The 20264-nt window shown below is 35.5% G+C and carries 21 protein-coding genes; 13 read left to right on the top strand and 8 right to left on the bottom strand.

The genetic code is table 11. The features are described from left to right. Nucleotides 1–9: 9 nt before the first annotated feature. Entirely contained in the window at nt 10–396 is a 387-nt protein-coding gene (locus ACXAGJ_RS06830; RefSeq protein WP_473281542.1) for a pyrophosphohydrolase domain-containing protein, read from the bottom strand. Nucleotides 397–440: 44 nt separating this feature from the next. On the opposite strand from ACXAGJ_RS06830, the gene ACXAGJ_RS06835 reads away from it, so the two are divergent. From ACXAGJ_RS06835 to ACXAGJ_RS06855, 5 genes are all read left to right on the top strand, one after another. Then, the gene (locus ACXAGJ_RS06835) at nt 441–632 is read left to right on the top strand and encodes a hypothetical protein (protein ID WP_474838333.1); all 192 of its coding nucleotides are present in this window, start codon (nt 441–443) and stop codon (nt 630–632) included. A 183-nt stretch (nt 633–815) separates the two neighbouring features. Beyond that, nucleotides 816–1985 (top strand): hypothetical protein, encoded by a 1170-nt coding sequence (locus ACXAGJ_RS06840; RefSeq protein ID WP_474838335.1) that lies wholly within the window; start codon nt 816–818, stop codon nt 1983–1985. A gap of 24 nt (nt 1986–2009) precedes the next feature. After that, nucleotides 2010–2468: a hypothetical protein gene (locus ACXAGJ_RS06845; protein WP_474838337.1), complete on the top strand. Its 459-nt coding sequence runs from the start codon at nt 2010–2012 to the stop codon at nt 2466–2468. A 2-nt stretch (nt 2469–2470) separates the two neighbouring features. Beyond that, on the top strand, nt 2471–4261 hold the full coding sequence (locus tag ACXAGJ_RS06850) for an ATP-binding protein (protein ID WP_474838339.1): 1791 nt from the start codon (nt 2471–2473) through the stop codon (nt 4259–4261). Beyond that, nucleotides 4258–4884, top strand: a complete 627-nt coding sequence (locus tag ACXAGJ_RS06855; protein ID WP_073320738.1) for a response regulator transcription factor — start codon at nt 4258–4260, stop codon at nt 4882–4884. The genes ACXAGJ_RS06850 and ACXAGJ_RS06855 overlap by 4 nt, the downstream gene beginning before the upstream one ends. A gap of 68 nt (nt 4885–4952) precedes the next feature. Here the strand turns inward: ACXAGJ_RS06855 and ACXAGJ_RS06860 are convergent, their stop codons facing one another. Further along, nucleotides 4953–6998 carry a dipeptidyl-peptidase 3 family protein gene (locus tag ACXAGJ_RS06860; protein ID WP_474838341.1) on the bottom strand — a complete coding sequence of 682 codons (2046 nt, stop codon included), beginning with the start codon at nt 6996–6998 and terminating at the stop codon, nt 4953–4955. Between the two features lie 180 nt (nt 6999–7178). On the opposite strand from ACXAGJ_RS06860, the gene ACXAGJ_RS06865 reads away from it, so the two are divergent. The 4 genes from ACXAGJ_RS06865 to ACXAGJ_RS06880 all read left to right on the top strand — a co-directional run bounded on the left by ACXAGJ_RS06865 (nt 7179) and on the right by ACXAGJ_RS06880 (nt 10402). Next, nucleotides 7179–8213 carry an SRPBCC family protein gene (locus ACXAGJ_RS06865; protein ID WP_474838343.1) on the top strand — a complete coding sequence of 345 codons (1035 nt, stop codon included), beginning with the start codon at nt 7179–7181 and terminating at the stop codon, nt 8211–8213. Nucleotides 8214–8282: 69 nt separating this feature from the next. Then, entirely contained in the window at nt 8283–8648 is a 366-nt protein-coding gene (gene crcB, locus ACXAGJ_RS06870; RefSeq protein WP_073320837.1) for a fluoride efflux transporter CrcB, read from the top strand. 42 nt (nt 8649–8690) lie between these two features. After that, on the top strand, nt 8691–9029 hold the full coding sequence (locus ACXAGJ_RS06875) for a P-II family nitrogen regulator (RefSeq protein ID WP_474838345.1): 339 nt from the start codon (nt 8691–8693) through the stop codon (nt 9027–9029). A 260-nt stretch (nt 9030–9289) separates the two neighbouring features. After that, nucleotides 9290–10402, top strand: a complete 1113-nt coding sequence (locus tag ACXAGJ_RS06880; RefSeq protein ID WP_474838347.1) for a porin — start codon at nt 9290–9292, stop codon at nt 10400–10402. A gap of 62 nt (nt 10403–10464) precedes the next feature. Here ACXAGJ_RS06880 and ACXAGJ_RS06885 read toward each other — a convergent pair whose 3' ends face one another. Next, nucleotides 10465–11004, bottom strand: a complete 540-nt coding sequence (locus tag ACXAGJ_RS06885) for a DUF1684 domain-containing protein (protein WP_474838997.1) — start codon at nt 11002–11004, stop codon at nt 10465–10467. Between ACXAGJ_RS06885 and ACXAGJ_RS06890 the strand changes: the two genes are divergently transcribed. From ACXAGJ_RS06890 to ACXAGJ_RS06900, 3 genes are all read left to right on the top strand, one after another. Beyond that, on the top strand, nt 10892–11122 hold the full coding sequence (locus ACXAGJ_RS06890) for a hypothetical protein (protein ID WP_474839011.1): 231 nt from the start codon (nt 10892–10894) through the stop codon (nt 11120–11122). The two genes, ACXAGJ_RS06885 and ACXAGJ_RS06890, sit on opposite strands and share 113 nt — an antisense overlap. A gap of 92 nt (nt 11123–11214) precedes the next feature. Beyond that, a complete protein-coding gene (locus ACXAGJ_RS06895; RefSeq protein WP_474838349.1) occupies nt 11215–12420 on the top strand; it encodes an MFS transporter in 1206 nt (401 codons plus the stop codon). A 15-nt stretch (nt 12421–12435) separates the two neighbouring features. Continuing rightward, nucleotides 12436–13197: a DJ-1/PfpI family protein gene (locus ACXAGJ_RS06900; protein ID WP_474838351.1), complete on the top strand. Its 762-nt coding sequence runs from the start codon at nt 12436–12438 to the stop codon at nt 13195–13197. Nucleotides 13198–13501: 304 nt separating this feature from the next. Here ACXAGJ_RS06900 and ACXAGJ_RS06905 read toward each other — a convergent pair whose 3' ends face one another. After that, nucleotides 13502–14923, bottom strand: coding sequence for a hypothetical protein (locus ACXAGJ_RS06905; RefSeq protein ID WP_474838353.1), 1422 nt, complete (start codon nt 14921–14923; stop codon nt 13502–13504). Between the two features lie 201 nt (nt 14924–15124). Then, entirely contained in the window at nt 15125–15580 is a 456-nt protein-coding gene (locus ACXAGJ_RS06910) for an AsnC family transcriptional regulator (RefSeq protein ID WP_473281569.1), read from the bottom strand. A 112-nt stretch (nt 15581–15692) separates the two neighbouring features. Here ACXAGJ_RS06910 and ACXAGJ_RS06915 point away from each other — a divergent pair, with 112 nt between their 5' ends. Beyond that, on the top strand, nt 15693–16076 hold the full coding sequence (locus ACXAGJ_RS06915; RefSeq protein ID WP_474838355.1) for a hypothetical protein: 384 nt from the start codon (nt 15693–15695) through the stop codon (nt 16074–16076). A 16-nt stretch (nt 16077–16092) separates the two neighbouring features. On the opposite strand, the gene ACXAGJ_RS06920 is transcribed toward ACXAGJ_RS06915, so the two are convergent. The 3 genes from ACXAGJ_RS06920 to ACXAGJ_RS06930 all read right to left on the bottom strand — a co-directional run bounded on the left by ACXAGJ_RS06920 (nt 16093) and on the right by ACXAGJ_RS06930 (nt 20188). After that, nucleotides 16093–17427: an amidohydrolase family protein gene (locus tag ACXAGJ_RS06920; protein WP_474838357.1), complete on the bottom strand. Its 1335-nt coding sequence runs from the start codon at nt 17425–17427 to the stop codon at nt 16093–16095. 49 nt (nt 17428–17476) lie between these two features. Further along, on the bottom strand, nt 17477–18973 hold the full coding sequence (locus ACXAGJ_RS06925) for an alanine/glycine:cation symporter family protein (protein WP_474838359.1): 1497 nt from the start codon (nt 18971–18973) through the stop codon (nt 17477–17479). A 96-nt stretch (nt 18974–19069) separates the two neighbouring features. Then, nucleotides 19070–20188 carry a LuxR C-terminal-related transcriptional regulator gene (locus ACXAGJ_RS06930; RefSeq protein WP_474838361.1) on the bottom strand — a complete coding sequence of 373 codons (1119 nt, stop codon included), beginning with the start codon at nt 20186–20188 and terminating at the stop codon, nt 19070–19072. Nucleotides 20189–20264 lie beyond the last annotated feature (76 nt).

Raw genomic sequence — 20264 nt, forward strand, 5'->3', positions numbered from 1 at the left:
TTTTTTTATTTAACGATCTAAAATTTCTTTGATGTTGGGTTTAAAATAATTTGGCCCCTTCAACACTTTACCATCTTCTCTATAAATAGGCTTTCCGTCCTCGCCTAGTTTACTCATATTACTTCGTTGTATTTCATTAAAGACCTCTTCTATTTTGTGCTGCATCCCATGCTCGATAATAGTTCCGCACAAGATATACAACATATCCCCAAGCGCATCTGCCACTTCTATCAAATCATTATTTTGAGCCGCCTCAAAATACTCTTCGTTTTCTTCTTTCATAAGATTAAACCGAAGTGTATTTTTCGCTTCCCCCAGATCAGCAATGGGTTCATTTTTATATCCAATCTCAAAAGCTGTATGAAATTCTTGTACTGCAGCAATTTTATCCTTCATCCGTATGTTTTTATAAATTATCTTTGCGGTAAAAATAAGAATTTATGTTTAGTCAGGGTCAGTTAATATTTGCCGGTCTTTTTGTAGTTGCTTTTATTATTTTAATGATTTTTAGCTACCGAAAAGATCTAAAACTTCATCGCAAATATTACAAGGGCAGTCTTTTCATTTTGATCGGTTTTATTATCTTTATTTTGTTGTTGTTTGCGTTAAAAACGTATTTACAACCAGAATAAACCGTACACACCCCTGGTTTTCAATCAAATAATCATTAGAAAGAATATCGCTTTTTTCAAAAAGTGATGTTTGAATGCTCGCGTTTTTATCGTCATAGATGCAATATACCCTGTATTGGGTATGGATTGTAATGCTCTTTTTTTAGAGTTTTGGAGTGAACAGAATATTTAAAACTAAGAATTATGAGAACTAAATATTTTTACATACTTATTTTCTTTCTTCTGGCTTCTTTTACCAACCCTAATCAATTTGACGATCAAACACATGATTACCCTTCAAAAAAAGAAGCTCAAAGGGCTTTAGAGTATTACAAAAAGTTTTTGTTTAGATCTAATCTGGTAAAATTCATCGCTGTCACTAAAAATAATGATACCGGAAATTTTCAATTATCTATTGGAACTAATGGGAAAATGGAATCAAGGAACATCCGTACTAACAATACATATAATGGAAAATTCCCTTCGAACGTTATTCCTACTAAATTACCAGTACCTTCCTCGGATAGCAACAAAAAATACATTAAAGGTTTAAAAATTTCAACATTTCCTATTGACTTAGATAGTCTAACAAATCTGTATAATAAAAACAGAGCTGAATTTATCCAAAATATTGAAACAACTTGTTTTCAGGAAGAATGGTATGACTTCCCCTATGGATGTATCCCTGTCAAAAGAGAAAACAGTTTTCCGGGGACATTAGGAGCTATTTTTGAGCTTTCAGATTTTCCCGGGCGTTTATTTGGTATAAGTAACTGGCATGTACTATGTGATAAAGACAGTAAATTGGGCGATCCCGTATTCTTCAGTGATGCAACGGGACAAAACAGCATTAAAGTTGGTAAGCTTTTTTGGCGAAAATTTGATGATTACCGAGAAGTAGCTTTTGTTTTATTTGATAATCCTGAGGTTGAAAATTTCCTAAGAGAAAAACACCAAACAAAATTCTTAAGAACGATAAGTACAAAGGGATTTCCAAAAAAAGTCTTTCAAAAAGGAATGAAATCGTATTCAGAATGTGATACAGAAGATTCTTTTGATTTCTATTCTGATTATGCTGCAATTAATCAATATACTGTGGGAGACAAAACAAAAAACCTGCATAAACAATTATTGATAGACACCATGGTTAATGAAGGTGACTCTGGTTCTATTATTTACAACAAGGACAAAAATGCAATCGGTTTAGTGTTTGGAGGAAACAAAACACCCTCTATTAGGCATTCAAGCAACGAAGTAAAATATCTAATCTACGCCAATAAATTGGAATATATTTTCAACCATACTTTTGAAACTCCACAAGAAATACTAAAAACGAATAATATTGATAAAATTCATCAATTTCAAATAAAATAAACTATAAAAACAAATGAATAAATTATGGGACAATTTGACTTTTTAGACAATAAAGAAATACAATGCAGAATATGGTCAAAAAATAATGACGCTAAAAAAAAGATCTACACAGACCAAGACTCTGTTCTAAGAGCCAAAATGAAATGGAAAGATCAACTCACTGGAGAATTGGACAAAATACAGTTCAGCTTAAGAAGTAAAAAACTTGAATACCAATACGAACTTTTTGAAATAACTTATGAAGAAACTATAAAGCCTCATGAATACATTAGATATTTAATTCTACATATTCATAAAGACGGAGAAGAATTTTTATCAAAAAAAACATACAATTTCACCCAAAAAAAGTTATTCTTAAAACCTAATGAACGCTTTGGAGTTCTATTTAGAGTATATCCAAGTCTTCCAAATAGTCCCATTGAGCATAATTTAGATGAAGGGAGTCCAGAAACCAAAGATGGGAGTATAATCATAGGAGGGTAACTATGGTGAAAACAAAAAAAAGACTATTACTACTTTTTTTACCAGTAAGTTTATTACTTACTGGTTTTGCATTTTCTCAGGATGTAGAACTTCAAAAAGCCAAAAGGTATTTAAAAGAATCTATCCCAGATTCTGCTTTGTACGTTTTACAAAATATAGATACTACCAATTTTAACAATACTCAAAAAGCTCTTTTTCATTATCATACTGGAAGTGCTTATTTTTTAATTGACAAACATGATGTTGCATTCAAACAATTAATGACCGCAGAAAAACTGTTTTCCCAAATCGAAAATCACAAGACAACTGCAGAGGTCAATTTTAAAATTGGACAGCTACTTGAACATCAGAAAAGCAGCTATATTAGTTCCAAACCTTTTTTTGATAAGTATATCGCTTATGCAAAATTAACTAGAGATCCTAAAAAACTGGATTCCGCCTATGCAAGAGTCGCTATAACTCATCTTCAAAATGATAATGGTTTTGAAGCCCTAAAGGAATTTGATAATGCGATTACTCAGGCAAAAATCAGTAACGATTCGTTAAGAATTGCTTCACTTCAGTTCAATAAGGCGGTAACCTATAACACTGTTTTGAAGAAGCCAGATTCTGCATTGAAAATTTACCAAAATACATTACCTATTTTTATAGAATACAACAAACAAGATTACGCCTCATATGCGTATAACAATATTGCCGAAGTATATAAAACAAAGGAAAACTGTAAAAAAGCCATAGAATATTACAAAAAAGCGGACTCCATAGTTCTTCGGAATAATAAATCAAAAACCAAAGTCATATTTTATAAAAACATAGTGGATTGCTATACATCTATACAAGATTATCAAAACGCCAATTTTTACTTAAAAAAACTAGATGTACTAAAAGACAGTATCAATAGCACCAAACAAAACATTGAAATTGCAAATATCAAAGAGCAATATGATAATGAAAAACTACGAGCAGACAACTTAGAAATCGAAGCAAAACGAATCAAAAACAGAAATTTCTTGATAGGTTCTCTGATCCTTTTATTTTTTGGAGGAATCACTGCTTTTCTAATTAACAAAAGCACTAAACGCAAACAGCGTATCGCCGAACAGGAAAAAGAAATCGAAATTCGAAAAACCGAAAAACTATTAAAAGATCAAGAACTCGCGGCTATCGATGCGATGATAGAAGGCCAGGAAAAAGAACGCCAACGACTAGCTAATGATTTGCATGATAATCTGGGGAGTACCTTGGCCACTGTCAAGTTGCATTTTGATCACCTAAAAAACAATCACAACAACCCCAAAATTGAAAATATTGAAGAGTTGTATGGAAGAACCAATGATTTACTTGACGAGGCCTATCAAAAAGTACGCACTATAGCTCACGAAAAAAACGGTGGAGTTATGGCTAATCAGGGATTGTTAACCGCCATTAAAAATCTAGCCAAAAAAGTTTCAAGTAGCAACCAAATACAGGTAGAAGTACAGGACTATGGATTGGATGAACGATTAGACAACAGTCTAGAAATTTCTATCTTCAGAATGATCCAGGAGTTGATTACAAACTGCATCAAACATGCCGAAGCCAATGAAATTCATGTTTCTCTTACCAACCATGAATCATTGTTAAACATTATAATAGAGGATAACGGAAAAGGGTTTGATCCTAAAACAATCGTCGATAAAGATGGAATGGGATTAAAAACCATCGAAAAACGTGTAGAACATCTCGAAGGCACCTTTGAAATTGACTCTACGCCTAATCAAGGAACCAATATCATCATAAACATACCGATATGATCACCGTAGCGATAGCCGAAGACCATCAATCCTTAATAGACGGAGTACAATTACTCCTAAAATACGAAGATGATATCAGTATAGTTGGGAAAGCAAATGATGGAGAAGAATTACTTAACATTGTAAGACGTAAGCAGCCAAAAGTAGTACTTATGGATATTAGAATGCCTAAAATTGACGGTATTGCAGCTACCAACATCATCAAAAAAGAGTTCCCTAGTATCAAAGTAATTGCTTTTTCAATGTTTGATCAGGAAGATGCCATAAAACAAATGGTCAATGCAGGGGCTTCGGGATATTTATTAAAAAACTCACCTTTAGATGAAGTTTTAACTGCGATACAACAAGTAGCTCAGGGAGGCACCTATTTTGATGCCGCAATTGACCCTTCTTTATTATCAAAAGACGCTAAGCCTCAAGAAAAAAAACAAGTATTATCAAAAAGTGAACGTGAGGTACTCAAGTTAATAGGTCAAGGCAAAACCTCTTCAGAAATTGCTGCTATTCGTTTCAACTCGGTATCCACCATCGAGACCCATCGTAAAAACATCATCCGTAAACTGGGATTGCAAGGAAAAGGCGAATTGCTGCGATACGCTATCGAGAAAAAGTATGATTTTTAATAGACTTAGAAATAAAAAACGCTTTCCCTGTTTAGGGAAAGCGTTTTTTCTTATTATTGAAAGTAATATTAATTGACTGCTGGTAAGAAACTGTAGTCTTTGCTATAATTTAGCATTTGCATAGTAAAATCTGTTGGCTGAGTCACATTTACCTTTGTAATCTCTCCATTTTCGTCCATTTCTGGCACTAAAACAGGATTTACAAATCCACTATACGGTGCAGCTGTGAATTGCTCATTACGCTTTAATACTTCGGCATGTACATCTTGATCCACTTTTACACCGTATCCCTCTACCAAAGCTTCTGCTGCTGCATAATCTCCTTCTGATTTGATTCGTTGAGTTTCACGAAGCAATCTTCCAAAAATTTCACGTAATTTCTGGTAATCGTTTACATTGAAATAGGTTTTCCCATCTCTGGTTACCTTTTCGATCACGTTATCCTTAGCTCCTTGTTCAAAAGCCCAGGCACTTACCCACTGTCTGTTTCTCATGTGCGCTTCTTCTACATCATCTCCAAGGTTTAGACGAATTAATTGGGTCATTAATCCATTTCTGATATATCCATCATAAGCAGCTTTACCCACTTTTTCCCAATCTTCCACCAAACCGAGCTCCTGTAATTTTGGATCCATTAAATAATATAATCCTACAAGATCAGCACGTCCTTCCTCCATTGTAGACGCATAATTTTTCAACGTTTCTTTGGTCTCTCCAACCCCAGGATTCAATTGACCCGAAGCATGTCCAATTACTTCGTGTAACGCGGTATGCAATTTATCTGCTAGTTGCCCATACTGCTCTTCTAACTTATATTCTTCATCATCATGTACAAACTCCTTTAAACGACCAGATCCTCCGGCATTGTTGTAAGCACCAATAATATTTCCTAAAGAAACAGATTTTGATCCTACGGCAGCTCTAATCCAGTTCGCATTAGGTAAATTTACTCCTATAGGCGTACTAGGTGAAGCATCTCCTGCTTCTCCGGCTACATTTACTACTTTATAGGTAACTCCTACCACATTCTTCTTCTTATGCTCTTCCATAAGTGGTGAATTATCTTCGAACCACTGAGCATTCTCAGACAATACTGCCATTTTTTGAGACATATCAAAATCTTTGATTTCTACAATAGTCTCATACGATCCTCTATATCCTAATGGATCGTTGTACACTTCAATAAAGCTATTGATATAGTCAATATTTCCTTCGGTAGCGGCTGTCCAAGCCACGTTATAATCATCCCATATTTGTAAATCTCCCGTCTTATAATACTGGATTAACAATCCAAGGGCATCCCCTTGAGCTTTATTTTCGGCTACACCTTGAGCTTTTTCTAACCACTTGATGATTTCATCGATAGCCGAACCATACAATCCACCTGACTTATACACTCGCTCTACCAACTTTCCATTTTCCTTTACTAACTGAGAATTCAATCCATAAGACAACGGTTTATCTTTGTCTGGAGATTTAATCTTGGCATAAAAAGAGGTTACATCATCATTGGTTACATTTGGACCATAGAAGTTTACCGCAGAAAGGGCAACATTATCGATTCCCTTTCCTTGATTCACTTTTTTACTATCTTCATCGTTAAAGATTGCTTCGTAAGCTTCTTTCTCTAACTCAGTGCTCGTTGCAGCCAAAAGCGTACTTAAATAATCCTGACTAAACTCTGGCTTAATCTTATCATTACTGTAGTGGTGATGGATTCCATTAGAGAACCAAACTCTTTTAAGGTAGGTTTCAAAAGCTTTCCAATCTGCAACATTTTTATCGCCTTCATAAGTACGGTAGATTTTTTCAAGAGCTTTCCTAATTCTTAAATTATATCTGTAGTTTTGATCCCACATAATATCACGCCCACTTAAACCAGCCTGAGTTAAATAATACACTAGTTTTTGTTCTTTAAGGGTTAGGTTATCCCAACCTGGAATTTGATATCTTAATATTCTTAGATCAGCAAACTGCTCTACTACATGATCAAATTTCTCTTCTGCAACTTTCTCTTCCTGTTGCTCAATTTGATCCTGTACTTTTGGGTCCTGTTTACACGCCACAAATAGTGTAGCGAACATGATAAAAAATAATAATCTGTTGAGTTTCATTGTTTGTTTGTTTTTAGTTTATGAGGTAAAATTAATCTTACAAATCGTATTCTTTTTGGGATAAAAGAGTGTATCGAAAATTACTTCATAAACCGATTTAGTAATTCTGACAAATGTAACAAAATAATAGGATGCAAAAATTAGTTATATTAGCTAATCAAACAATCTAAACTGACTGACATGAAAATAATCAAGTATTTGTTCTTTTTATTATTATTAATAATCATTGGTGGCGCCGTGTATGTTGCGACAATCGATGGCAAATATCAAGCAGAAGAAAGCCGAGTAATTGAGGCTCCAGATGAGTTGTTATTTAATACTATTAATGAATACAAAACATGGGAAAAATGGGGTCCTTGGATGGATGAATCCGATGATCTAATTATGGAATATGCAGAAAAAACCAGTGGCGAAGGAGCCTCTTATAGTTGGAAAAGTGAAATCCAGGGTGACGGAAGAATGAACACCGTAAAAGCTGCTCCATTTACCAGCATTGATCAAAAGATCACTTTCATTACTCCGATGGGAGAAAGTGCTAGTGACGTGTACTGGAAATTTGAAAAAATAGAAGGTAAAAAAACTAAGGTGACCTGGGGCATGAAAGGAGAGCAATCTTTTATGGAAAAAGCATTTTGGGTAACGCAGGACAGCACCCTGTCTCAAATGATCAAACCCATGTACAGTAGAGGTTTAGAAAAGTTAGATGCTTATGTTAATGAAAAAATGAAAGAATATGCGATTAATGTGGATGGTGTTACAGAACATGGTGGAGGATTCTACATGTATAGCGCAACTGCTTCTTCGATTGCGGTAATTCCTGAGAAAATGGCACAAATGCTACCTGCTGTAAACAGCTATATGATAGAAAATAATCTACCACAAACCGGAATGCCTTTTACGATTTACAATGAATTTAATGAAGAACAAAGTACAGCAATTTATTCAACCGCTATTCCTACCAGGGATAAAGTAGTAACTCCTAAAGACAGTCCTATACTTTGTGATTTTCTTCCTAGACAGAAAGTCGTAAAAACTACCTTAACTGGCGATTACATAAACCTTAAAGAAGCTTGGGAAGCAGGTTATAAATACATAGCAGATAATGGTTTAGAGTTGAATACACAATCTGCTGCATTTGAAGTTTACAGAACTAATCCAGAATTACAACCCAACCCAGCACAGTATATCACTGAAATTTACATCCCCATAAAATAATAAAAACACTAATTTGCAACCTGCATTTCTTTTGTATAGGAAATGCAGGTTCTTTTTAATCTAAAGATAATGAAACAACTATTATTGGTATTTGTAGGAGGTGGTACAGGCAGTATTGCTCGCTACCTGATTCACAAGTACTTTAGTTCGATTTCCTGGAGTTTTCCTTATGGAACATTCGTGGCTAACGTATTAGGAAGCTTTCTAATCGGAATTATCTTGGGGCTTGCAGCAAGAAACACCACACTTTCGCAACAAACTGTACTATTACTCACTACTGGTTTTTGTGGTGGATTTACTACTTTTTCTACCTTCGCTTACGAGAATCATCTATTTCTTAGATCCGGAGATTTCCTTTCCTTCGCCATCTACACCATTGGCTCTATTAGCGTTGCCCTACTTTTTGTATTTTTAGGGGTATTCATTACCAAATAGATATCCCAAAAATGGTTTTTCTATACTATCAACCAAAGAATTATGAAAAAAATTGAAGCTATTATCAGAAAATCAAAATTTGGCGCTGTAAAAAACGCATTACACAGTATTGGCATCGATTTTTTTACTTATTGGGATGTTACAGGAGTAGGCAATGAAAAAAAAGGAAACGTCTATAGAGGCATCAGCTACAGCACCAGTGATATCCAAAGAAGATGCCTGTCTATTGTGGTAACAGAAGAGTTAAAAGAAAAAACAGTGCAAACCATTCTTGAAACTTCTAAAACAGGAGAAGTTGGGGATGGAAAGATTTTCGTTTTTGATATACAGGAAAGCTATAGAATTCGCACTGGAGAAAAAGGAGATCAAGCACTTAATTAATAATTATCAAGATCAATTTCTTAATAAGTACAGGTTTGAAGTCAATTTTTTGATTGATTTCCGGAAAAATACGCTAAACCCTACTTTCAAATTCTCAAAATTTATCGACTTTAACAATAAACCTTAATTTTTTTAGGGTATAAAATTAAAAATACGTAAAAATACGTAGTTATACCCACTTTTTTATTGGGGTAAAATTCTTTTAACATAGTTTTACAGCACCAATTAAAAACAAATTATCACAGTAATTAATGTTTATTATGAAAACAAAAACCGTAACAAATTTTTTGAAACCAGTATTCTTACTGGCTTTTGCGTTATTAAGTGTTAATGCTACTGCCCAGGAGGAAGAAACCGAATCGGCAGTAGAAAAATTATTATCCAAAGTAAGCCTATCGGGGTCTATTGACGGCTACTACAGATATAATTTTGGCGCACCCAATGACAATTCAGTCGCTCCTACTACATCATTTGCCAATCAGAGTGGATTTGCTTTAGGTATGGCGAATGTGATTTTGGGGTATGAAGGAGAAAAAGTAGGGTTCGTTGCAGATTTAGTATTTGGACCAAGAGGAGAAGACGCTGTATTCTTGTCTGATGGTTCTTCTCAAATTGTTAACCAATTGTATGCATACTGGAATGTATCAGAAAAAGTAACCCTTACTTTTGGAAACTTCAACACCTTCTTAGGATACGAGGTAATTTCTCCAACAGGAAACTTCAACTATTCTACATCATATATGTTCTCTTACGGACCTTTTTCACACACTGGACTTAAAGCGGACTTTGCGTTAAGCGAAAAATGGTCTGCTATGTTAGCAGTTATGAACCCAACAGATTATACTGAAAACAATCCGTTTGACACCTATATCATTGGAGCACAAATAGGATATTCTGGAGATACTGGTAGTGCATACTTAAACTTCAGATATGGTAACGAAGGAGAACCAGGAGAAGTTGGACCTACATTTCAGGCAGATTTAACCACAGGATGGGATGTATCAGAAGACTTTTATCTAGGAGTTAATGCTACCTACTTATCTACAGAACCACAAGAAGATGGAGATGCTTCAGGTTTCTACGGAGTTGCGCTATATCCGCAATACAAAACTTCTGAAAAATTCACTTTGGGATTAAGAGGAGAATACTTTGGAGTATATAATAATGGACTAGTAGATGTTATTGGACTTGATGATGAGAATGATGGGACTGTATTTGCTGCTACGCTCACTGGTAGTTATGACATAGGAGATTTAACTTTAAAACCAGAAGTTAGATTAGATTCAACATCTGAAGATTTCTTTACCGATAATGATGGTGAATTGACCAAAAGTCTTTCATCTTTCGTACTGGGAGCTATTTACAAATTCTAATAATATCTGTAAATATATTGTTTGTTTAAATCAAGGCGTTCTGCATATTCAGGACGCTTTTTTTAGTGGGTTGTTGGTAAGTTTTTATACTTTTTGACTCCCACAGGTATTAATAAATTCAAATGATTTTCTTCTGGGGGAATTGGACAGGAATACCGATCATTATAGGCACAATAAGGATTGTACGCCGTATTAAAATCTATTGTAATTTCATCTCCTTCCGGAATTCTTAAATCAATAAAACGCCCCCCAGCATAAGTGGTTTCTCCATTAGTCAAATCGGTAAAAGGTAAAAATAAGTAATTCTCATACTCGGGTTCTGTTGTCAACCCTTGGTTTTGATAGATATTAACCGTGTATTTCTTGTCCTGAAATTCAAAATGAGCTTCTGCATATTTTACATAGAGCGGTTCTCTTCCCGTTGTGGTCTTCATGATAAAGGGAGTCTCATAGGGTGTTCTTACAAACTTAGCTCTAAAACAAAAACTAGTGTCAATCTTAAAAAATTCGAGGGTTTTGAATGCTTTTAAATCCTTGGGAGGTAATGGAGACGTTTCCTCAGAAGCAAATTCGTGGTTTAATTCGTCCTGGAAGGATAAAATTCGCTGGACATTCGATACTTCTTGCCCAAAAACATTGACAAGACAAAAGAACACGATGACCACCAGTTTATACACTACTCCTTACTTTTTTGCAAAAGTACAATTTACAATGAGTTAACTAATTAATTTTGATAAAATTGTTTAAGAAACTAGATAAAAAACTATTTTTATCGATTATTTTGATTGAACAACCAAAAAATCACCCTTTTCTTGAAGAAAATTTTACAACGCTATAAGGATTCGTTTTCGGGCTTATCCAGAGAGGTATGGTGGCTCGCATTGATTACATTGATCAATAGAGCCGGAGCAATGGTTATTCCATTTTTATCCCTTTACCTATCCGACAACCTAGATTTCACTAAAGAACAAATCGGTTGGGTAATGACCAGCTATGGATTGGGATCTTTTTTTGGTGCTTGGTTGGGAGGTAAACTTAGTGATGCCCTTGGATATTACAAGGTAATTCTGGGCTCTTTGTTACTAACAGGGATTGCTTTTTTTGTAGTTCAGTTCTTTTCAAGTTTTTGGAGTATTTGTATAAGTTTCTTTGTGCTTATTGCTATAGCAGATGCTGCCCGTCCTGCATTTTTTGTAGCCTTAAGCGCGTACAGCAAACCAGAAAACAAAACAAGATCCTTAACGTTTATTAGACTTGCCATTAATTTAGGTTTTTCTGCTGGTCCGGCAATAGGAGGTTTGATCATCGCCACTATGGGATATTCTGGATTGTTTTGGGTAGATGGAGTTACTTGTTTGATCGCTGGTATCGTTATGATCCAAACCCTTAACCCCAGAAAAGCAAGAGAATTAGATAAGGAAATCCCTGTAGAAAACCCTGTTGCTCCTCTTAACGATGGACTCTATGTTATATTCTTGATTGCCCTAGCTCTTTTCGGATTCATTTTTGTGCAATATTTTTCCACTATTCCACTTTATTACAAAGAAGTACATCAACTTTCTGAAGAAAACATCGGTTTGTTACTGGCAATGAATGGAGCGCTTATCTTTTTCTTCGAAATGCCACTTATTGCCTATTTAGAGAGAACAAATACATCAAAAGTGGGTAACGTCATCAATGGATTTATATTAACTGGTATTAGTTTTATCTTACTACTTATAACACCTTGGGCAGGTATTTTGATCATAGGTATGATTGCTGCCACTTTGGGAGAAATGGTAGCATTTCCATTTGGAAATGCCTTTGCTCTAGAACGATCAAAAAAAGGACGGCAAGGAGCGTATATGGGATTGTACAGTATGTCTTTCTCGGTAGCCCATATCTTTGGACATAATTCTGGAATGCAATTTATTGCTAATTTTGGTTACGATAACGGCTGGATATTCATGGCCGTTATGGCAGGTATTGGTACCTTTTTGCTTTTTATCGTAAAACGTGGGCTTACACTCAACAAATAAACTCAAAAAACACTCATGAAAAAACTTTCAATTCTCATCTACATAGCAGCCATTTGCATATCAAGCTGTACTAACAACGATCAACAAAATAATGCTACAGTTGTAAAGGAGGAAAAAAAACCAGAGCAAAAAAAGACTTTTCCCAAATTAGAAGACAATCGGTATAACGTAGCTTTTTTGATCATGGATGGCACTTACAATACAGAGTTTACGGCTCCTTATGATATTTTCCAGCATACCCAATATCGCAAAAACATTAAGCAAATGAATGTTTTTACGGTAGCAAATACAGATCATCCTATCACCACTTTTGAAGGGGTGAAAATTATTCCCGATTATAATTATCTTCAAGATGAATTGCCCAAAATTGATATTCTTGTTGTCCCTAGTGCAGAACACCATTTGGATACTGATCTGGATGATGAGCAAATGATCCGTTTTGTACAGAAGGTAGACCAAAATGCTTTGTACATGACTTCGCACTGCGACGGTGCTTTTGTACTGGCCAAGGCAGGGCTTTTGAACAATGCTGTCTCTACGACTTTCCCAAGTGATATCGACAAAATGAAAAGTATGTTCCCTGATCTGGACATAAGAAAAGATGTACTATTTGTTCATGATGGAAAATACATTACTTCCGCAGGAGGAGCAAAAAGTTTTGAAGCTGCTTTGTATTTGTGCGAATACCTCTATGGTGCTGATATTGCAAGATCCTTGGCGGGTGGTTTAGTAATTGATTGGAAACTTGAAGAAGTATCCCATATTGTAATCAAATAGCCAAAAACAAAGAGTGCCTACACTAGGTAGACACTTCTATTTGTAGGGTCAAATTACGCACTCTCTTTAGCTTCAAGATTTGGGGTCTTTAGACTAATGTCCTCACACCTAATTTGTCCCTGATGTATTCCAAACTAATATTTTAAATCCGAATCGTCACTCAGCTTAAAATGTTAGTTGAAGGCGACACATCAAGTATTTTTAAGTTGAAGTAAATTTAATGTAAAATAATTGTAAAACCAAAATTTTAACCGATAAAAAACACAAAAATTCGATGAAATACACAAAATTTTATGATTTCAGTTTATTTTGAAAAGAAGTATTTAGAATTTCCGAGGTATTTTTCGATCAACTCATTGTATTTTTTAGTGATCTTTAAAGCTAAGGTTCCTTCTATTTCGTACAAGGCATCGTAATCCTTATAACCGTTCTGCAACATCTTCTCTAGATAAAACAAAGCTGTCTCATTATCCAGATCTCTGGCACTTAAAGAAATGATCTTTTTATAGGAATCAAAATCCTTTTTATTGACGATGGTGCTAAAAATGTTCAAAAACAATTGCGCTTCCAGATTCACGTTTTCTTTTATTGCAGTGATTTTGTAATTATCTATAATCGCATTTACATACCCTTTTACCCGAATTGCCATATCATGGCTATATTTTTCTTTCTTGGCAATCAAGGTATCCAACTTAGACATTTCATATTGCCACCAGCCAAAATTACTATAGTTTAGCAAAGCAATGTCTTCTTCGGCAGAGAACAAATAAGATTCTCTCAAATAATTTTCTTTGATTGCATATTTTGACTGTAATCGTTTCTGCTTTCTATAACCATCCAGTTTCTTTATTTCTTTCTGTTTTTCCTTCAAATAATCTGTATCAAAAAATTGATTGTAATCAATACGAATTCTTTTTAGCTCTTCATACGCTTTTAAGAACTTCCGTTTTGACACATAACCATCAACCTCTTGCAAGCTTTCCTTAAAACTATTTTGAATCCAAATAGAATCTTTTGCTACTCTTCCTTTGAGCATGGCTTGTCTGGTTAAAGCAGTCAACACATTCTTTATAAGCTCTTGAGTAGGAAATTCTCCTCCCCCTTCATAAACAAATAGATCCGCAGGAACTGCCCTTCTCTTTAAAAAGCTCTTATTGGCCTGAAAATTTTTAAATCGATAGTTATGTGTATTGAGTATCCCAAAATGCGTAAAATTTTTATTTAAGTTAATTCTTGAATCATAAAAATAACTATCGCCAATAGCGATTACTCCAAAAATTTTATCCGGATATCCCAAAGGGAGTAAACTAGCAAATTTGGCATCATCACCTACCCCTGTTACATAAACCCTTCCTATCTGAATGGGAAACAGAGAAAAAATATGCTTCATGAAAACGGCTACATAGTTTGCCCTTTCTCTGGCCGATTGCTCTTCGGTAAAATTGGTAACCGCAATAATATATCCTAATTCTTCTGCCGCAGCCTGATAAAATCTGGCAATATTGCTGGTTCTGTTTGAAGAATCAAAACCAAAAATAATCGGCCAACTTTTATTTTTATCATATGTCCTAGGTAAATAGATACTAAATGTATTTTTTGTATCAGGTACCACAAGTGAATCAGTAACTCTACCCTTGGTTAATACCAATTGACTTTGCGCATACCCAAAGAAGGACGCAAACAAAATAACAAGTAGGATGTTGTTTTTAATTAAAGATGCTCGCACTATAGCTTTTTTTACTGTGATAACACCACAAAAAAGATGCCACCAAAGTCAAAAATTACTATAAAAAAAACACCTGAACAAATTCAGGTGTTTTTCATCTTCCCCTTGTACTCTCTTTAGCTTCCCAAACTAATGTCCTCACACAAGATTAAGACTATCCCTATATGTCTTAATTATAACAAATCTTATGCCAAAGTTTTCCTAAATAGCTTCTCCTCCATGATCCATAATTGGACTGTTTTCTACCAAATTAGAAAGAATGATATGCGTTTTTGCTTCTCCGTAGGTAATCAACCGATCGATAAACTCCTGAAGATGTAGTTGATCTCTCAAAACTACCTCCATAATAATATTCTCATTACCTGTTATACGATAGCAATTCAATACTTCTTTAAACTCTGGAACTTTAAGCATAAAAGGTTTTAACCTGCCCATAAATGCTTTCAGCGTAATCATTGCTTTGAGCTGGTATCCTGTTTTTGTATAAGAAACATCTGCTCTAAATCCCTGCAAAATACCGTAATCTTCCATTTTCTTGATGCGCTCTGCTACTGCAGGCGAACTTAGTCCAATTTTCCTTCCTATCTCTGCATTAGAGAGTCGTCCGTTTTCTTGAAGACAATGTAATATTTCCCAATTTATAGTGTCGATTTTCATTTTAACTCAAAAAACAGATTAATATTTAAATTATAAAGTAAATATACTGATTCACTTTAATTTCCAAAGAAAAAAACATGAAAAATACAGTATTTTTGATGTAGAAATTGCTATGAGTTTACAACCCAAAAATAAAAGACTGTATCAAAAGGCACGGGAGATCTTTACACTCTCTCGAAGTGTCTCGAATTACCTTGTAGAAGATTTAGCTCCACTACAACATAATGGTGACGAAAACCCTCATGTTTATTTTACCGGAGACATTGTAAGGCAGTCTGATGCGCTTGCTCCGCACATCATTAATGCTGAAAATCAAACATTTCAGGATGATAGAATTCGTTATGCAAATTCTTTGATCCGTATTACTAACAAATTATATAGAAATTGCGAACGCCTTGAACAGTCTGAGAGCAATGGAAAAGAATTTGTTATCTTACTTCGTAAAGAACTAAGAAAATTCAGAAAACTACAACGAAGTTGGGTAATGTCTCTTTAAGAACTCCTTTTACAGACTACTTATATTGTTTTCCATTTTTAATTACGATATCTACATCTTGCAGTAAGCTAATATGTCGAAGCACATCTCCTTTTACCGCTATTATATCTGCTAATTTCCCTTCGGTAACGGTTCCCACTTTATCTGCTACTCCCATCCACAATGATGGCCAATAAGTTGCTGCTCGTATGGCGTACATTGGATCGATTCCAAATTCATTTACCCAAACATCCAGTTCATTCCAGGTGGATTGGCTATGAAATTTCATGGGTATCCCACTATCTGTACCAATCATTAATACCACACCTGCATCCATTAATTGTTTTATTTTGGTTTCTAAAGTTGGTTTTCGTATTGGTGTTAACTGAAAATACGGTAATCGATCTTTATGCTTAAAACTGTTCTTAATATCTGCAACAATGGTATCATGTAATCCTCTATGCCAGGAATCATTATCCAAGTGCTCTCCATGATCCCGAACATACTCATAATTATACAACCCTTCTACTGTAGGACACCAATACAACGGACCTAAATTCATTTGTGCTGTACGCTCCTTTATGGCTTCCATCACATCATCTGGGTACCGTGGTGCCGATGATAAGCCTGTATGCTCAAAACAATCCGCTCCCGCAGCAAGCCCGGTTCGAATTTCCTGTGGTCGATGACCATGAGCCACTACTTTCAAATTATACTTATGAGCAGTGTTTACCACCGCTTGCACCTCTTCTTTACTCATTTGATCCTGATCGATCAATTTTATACAATCCACTCCAGCATCCGCTAACTTTTTGATTTTCTTTCTTGCATCTTCCACTCCGTTTATCCCCCATCTAAAAGCCTCCGTACCTGGATAAGGCTTCTTCTGAATAAAAGGCCCCGAAACATACAAGGTTGCTCCTGGGATTTCTCCTTTATTGATACGATCCCTTACCGATATACTTTCTACCAGTGGCCCTCCTAAATCCCTGGCACTGGTTACTCCAGCCATAAGCAATTGCTCTGCAGAAGCAGGCATAATCACATTTTCTAATAAGGGAGGATAGGTCTTATCCCAATATGCATAGTCTGCATGCCCATTGATCATGGTATGTACATGCATATCCCATAAACCCGGAAGTACAGACATTCCTTCCGTTGAGATCACTCTAGCATTTGCTGGAATCTCCAATGTCTTTTTTGTACCAACTGCCTTGATTTTATCTCCTTCAACAATAATTACACTGTTCTTAATAGGCGTAGACCCAAAACCATCGATTAATGTACCTCCTACCAAGGCCAAAACTTGATCTGATTGTTGCGCAAAAGATGATGTAGCTATTACTAGCAATAGGGTGAGTAATTTCTTCATGATGAGTTTGTGTTTGTCTAAAGATAAAGAAATTAGCTAGTACCCAATGTTATAGCATTTCAAAAATTTTGTATTTATACCGCTTTAGTTCTTGTTTTACTTTATCCTTCAGCAAAAATAACCCTATCATATTAGGAACCATCATTGCAAATACCATGGCATCGCTAAAATCCGTTACTGCATTTAAAGTTGCAGATGCCCCTATCACCGTAAAACAACAGAAGATAGATTTGTAGATATATTCCATACGTTTACTCCTGCCAAATAAGTAACTCCAGGATTGGTAACCATAATACGACCAGGAGATCATCGAAGAGAAGGCAAATAGCACCACTGCTACGGTTAACAAATACGGAAACCAGGAAACACCACTTTCCAGTGCAGAAGCGGTTAATAAAACCCCTTGTTCAGAGTTGATCTGCATCCCTGTATCTACCTGCCCAGTAATAATCAACACCAAAGCTGTCATTGTACATACAACCACGGTATCTATAAACGGTTCCAGCAATGCTACCAAACCTTCACTGGCAGGATAATCTGTTTTTACTGCACTATGCGCTATAGAGGCACTTCCTATCCCGGCTTCATTACTAAATGCTCCACGACGAAACCCTTGAATGAGTACTCCTACGAACCCTCCGATTACTCCTTGGGGATCAAAGGCACTATCCCAGATACTTTCTAAGGCTGCTGGAATAGCCGAAAAATTTAATCCCAAAACCACCAAAACAGATAAGATATATGTTAACACCATAAAAGGGACGACTTTGTCCGTAACACTGGCTATTTTCTTGATCCCTCCTATAATTACTACGGCCACCAAAATAGCCATGACTACTCCAAACACCCAACCCTGTCCTTGGATCATAGCCCCATCAGGAATCAATACCTTGTCGAATAATTTGAAAGCCTGGTTCGCCTGAAACATATTCCCTCCACCAAAAGATCCACCAATACACATGATCGAAAATAACACAGCTAATACTTTTCCAAGTTTTTGGTATCCTTTTTCGCTTAATCCTTTTTTCAAATAATACATAGGTCCACCAAAAACCTTCCCGTGCTCATCAATTTCTCTGTATTTTACACCAAGTGTACATTCTACAAACTTTGAGGACATCCCCAAGATCCCAATCAAAACCATCCACAAAGTTGCTCCCGGTCCGCCTATGGATAATGCTATAGCTACTCCCGCAATATTTCCTAATCCCACAGTGGCCGAAACCGCAGTAGTTAATGCTTGAAAATGGCTTACTTCCCCATTTTTGATGACTTCTTCTTTTTTAGTTGTATTACCATTTTCCAAATGATCAAACTTACCCCTTACTACTTGTATGGCGGTAAAAAAATCTCTAAAATTTATTCCTTTAAAATAAATAGTGAAAAACATTGCTCCAGAAAAAAGGACGACTAGTACCCAAGGAATACCTACTTCTTGAGTTAGTGGAATTTCAGCCAAAATGCCGTCAACAAACCAGTCTGTGGCATTACCAAAAGCTTTATTAATTTTTTGATCCAGATTTTGTTCTGCTATAAATGCTCCCATACTTCTTTAAATTTTTGTCCAAATTCAAAGAAAAATGGTTAGCATAAAAGGTTACGCACTGCTCAAATTTTGTAACCCCAGTACGTAAGCATATGGTTAAGCATTCCCTCCCGATTGGAAATACTGAAGGAAATCATGAGTTTTGGCAAACTCTATAAGTTGCTCTTTACCACCAGCTCCACTGATGTTCAATATTTTTTTGATCTGATGAATATGGGTTTGCAAACCGTCGGTACTAATATGCATTTCTTGAGCAATCTCGGTATACGATTTATCCTTCCCGTAATGAGCTAAATACCCTAATACCTCCTTTTGCCGATCAGAAAGTTCAACTTTTGCCGTCTGTCGCAGATCTTTTACCTCCATTTTCAAATTCTTAATGCTATCTAAATGACTTTCGTTAGCTAATTCGAGTTGACCTATTGTTTTTTTTAATTGCTTATTTTCTTGAGTTAACTGTTGCGCCAAACTTTGTTGCTGTTCTTTTTCTGAAAGGAATTTCCAACTGTACAAAAGAATAGAAAACAACAAAATAAATAGAAACTTGAAAGAGATCGCCGTAATACTCCCTAATACACTCCAAAATTGCTGATCAATAAATTGCAGTGCTTTATCCTGAGGAATAATTCTATGGGTAACCGCAATAACGATGAGAATGAACAATACGAAAGTTGGCAAGTACATAAACTTCATTTGTCTAGCAACAAAAGCTTTGTTCAATTCGAACAACAGTGAAATAGCTACCAAAATAGAAATAGGAATATCTATTAACCAAATAAAATTATTGCTAATCTCTTCATTTCCGTAGGATGAGGCTAAAAAAACAAATGCAATCATTCCCAAAACACCACAAAACAGGCTTACAAATTCCCTGATACTAAAACGCTGTACCAGTCGCACCAGAATTCCTGACTTTTTTTGATGTTCTATAGAAGGTAAGGACAAGATGATAAATAAGGAATTAGCCAAGGATATCAACACCCCAAAATAAATCAATACTTTGTTGGTAGGTGTCCATTTGAGTCCAGAAACCAAAATCAAATTCACCAAAGCCCCCAATCCCCATACAAATATTGCTAATCCAAACCATTTGATCCCTTCCACTCCCTTGGGATCGGCTTGACGTAGCCTTTCTTTGCTAAAAATACGTTGAATTACTATAGCCGAAATAAGACAAACGATTGCTGTAACAGTATATTCTATGGTATTGAGCACGAAGTATCCTTTTGCTTTAAAGATAAAGAAACTACGGTAAATGAAAAACCCCGCTCTATTGAACGGGGTTTGAAAA

It is taken from the genome of Aquimarina sp. AWH4_224, from assembly GCF_056160245.1.

Coding starts and splice junctions, on each gene's coding strand:
- ACXAGJ_RS06830 (WP_473281542.1), bottom strand. CDS start 396: ATGAAGGATAAAATTGCTGCAGTACAAGAATTTCATACAGCTTTTGAG.
- ACXAGJ_RS06835 (WP_474838333.1), top strand. CDS start 441: ATGTTTAGTCAGGGTCAGTTAATATTTGCCGGTCTTTTTGTAGTTGCT.
- ACXAGJ_RS06840 (WP_474838335.1), top strand. CDS start 816: ATGAGAACTAAATATTTTTACATACTTATTTTCTTTCTTCTGGCTTCT.
- ACXAGJ_RS06845 (WP_474838337.1), top strand. CDS start 2,010: ATGGGACAATTTGACTTTTTAGACAATAAAGAAATACAATGCAGAATA.
- ACXAGJ_RS06850 (WP_474838339.1), top strand. CDS start 2,471: ATGGTGAAAACAAAAAAAAGACTATTACTACTTTTTTTACCAGTAAGT.
- ACXAGJ_RS06855 (WP_073320738.1), top strand. CDS start 4,258: ATGATCACCGTAGCGATAGCCGAAGACCATCAATCCTTAATAGACGGA.
- ACXAGJ_RS06860 (WP_474838341.1), bottom strand. CDS start 6,998: ATGAAACTCAACAGATTATTATTTTTTATCATGTTCGCTACACTATTT.
- ACXAGJ_RS06865 (WP_474838343.1), top strand. CDS start 7,179: ATGAAAATAATCAAGTATTTGTTCTTTTTATTATTATTAATAATCATT.
- crcB (WP_073320837.1), top strand. CDS start 8,283: ATGAAACAACTATTATTGGTATTTGTAGGAGGTGGTACAGGCAGTATT.
- ACXAGJ_RS06875 (WP_474838345.1), top strand. CDS start 8,691: ATGAAAAAAATTGAAGCTATTATCAGAAAATCAAAATTTGGCGCTGTA.
- ACXAGJ_RS06880 (WP_474838347.1), top strand. CDS start 9,290: ATGAAAACAAAAACCGTAACAAATTTTTTGAAACCAGTATTCTTACTG.
- ACXAGJ_RS06900 (WP_474838351.1), top strand. CDS start 12,436: ATGAAAAAACTTTCAATTCTCATCTACATAGCAGCCATTTGCATATCA.
- ACXAGJ_RS06910 (WP_473281569.1), bottom strand. CDS start 15,580: ATGAAAATCGACACTATAAATTGGGAAATATTACATTGTCTTCAAGAA.
- ACXAGJ_RS06915 (WP_474838355.1), top strand. CDS start 15,693: ATGAGTTTACAACCCAAAAATAAAAGACTGTATCAAAAGGCACGGGAG.
- ACXAGJ_RS06920 (WP_474838357.1), bottom strand. CDS start 17,427: ATGAAGAAATTACTCACCCTATTGCTAGTAATAGCTACATCATCTTTT.
- ACXAGJ_RS06925 (WP_474838359.1), bottom strand. CDS start 18,973: ATGGGAGCATTTATAGCAGAACAAAATCTGGATCAAAAAATTAATAAA.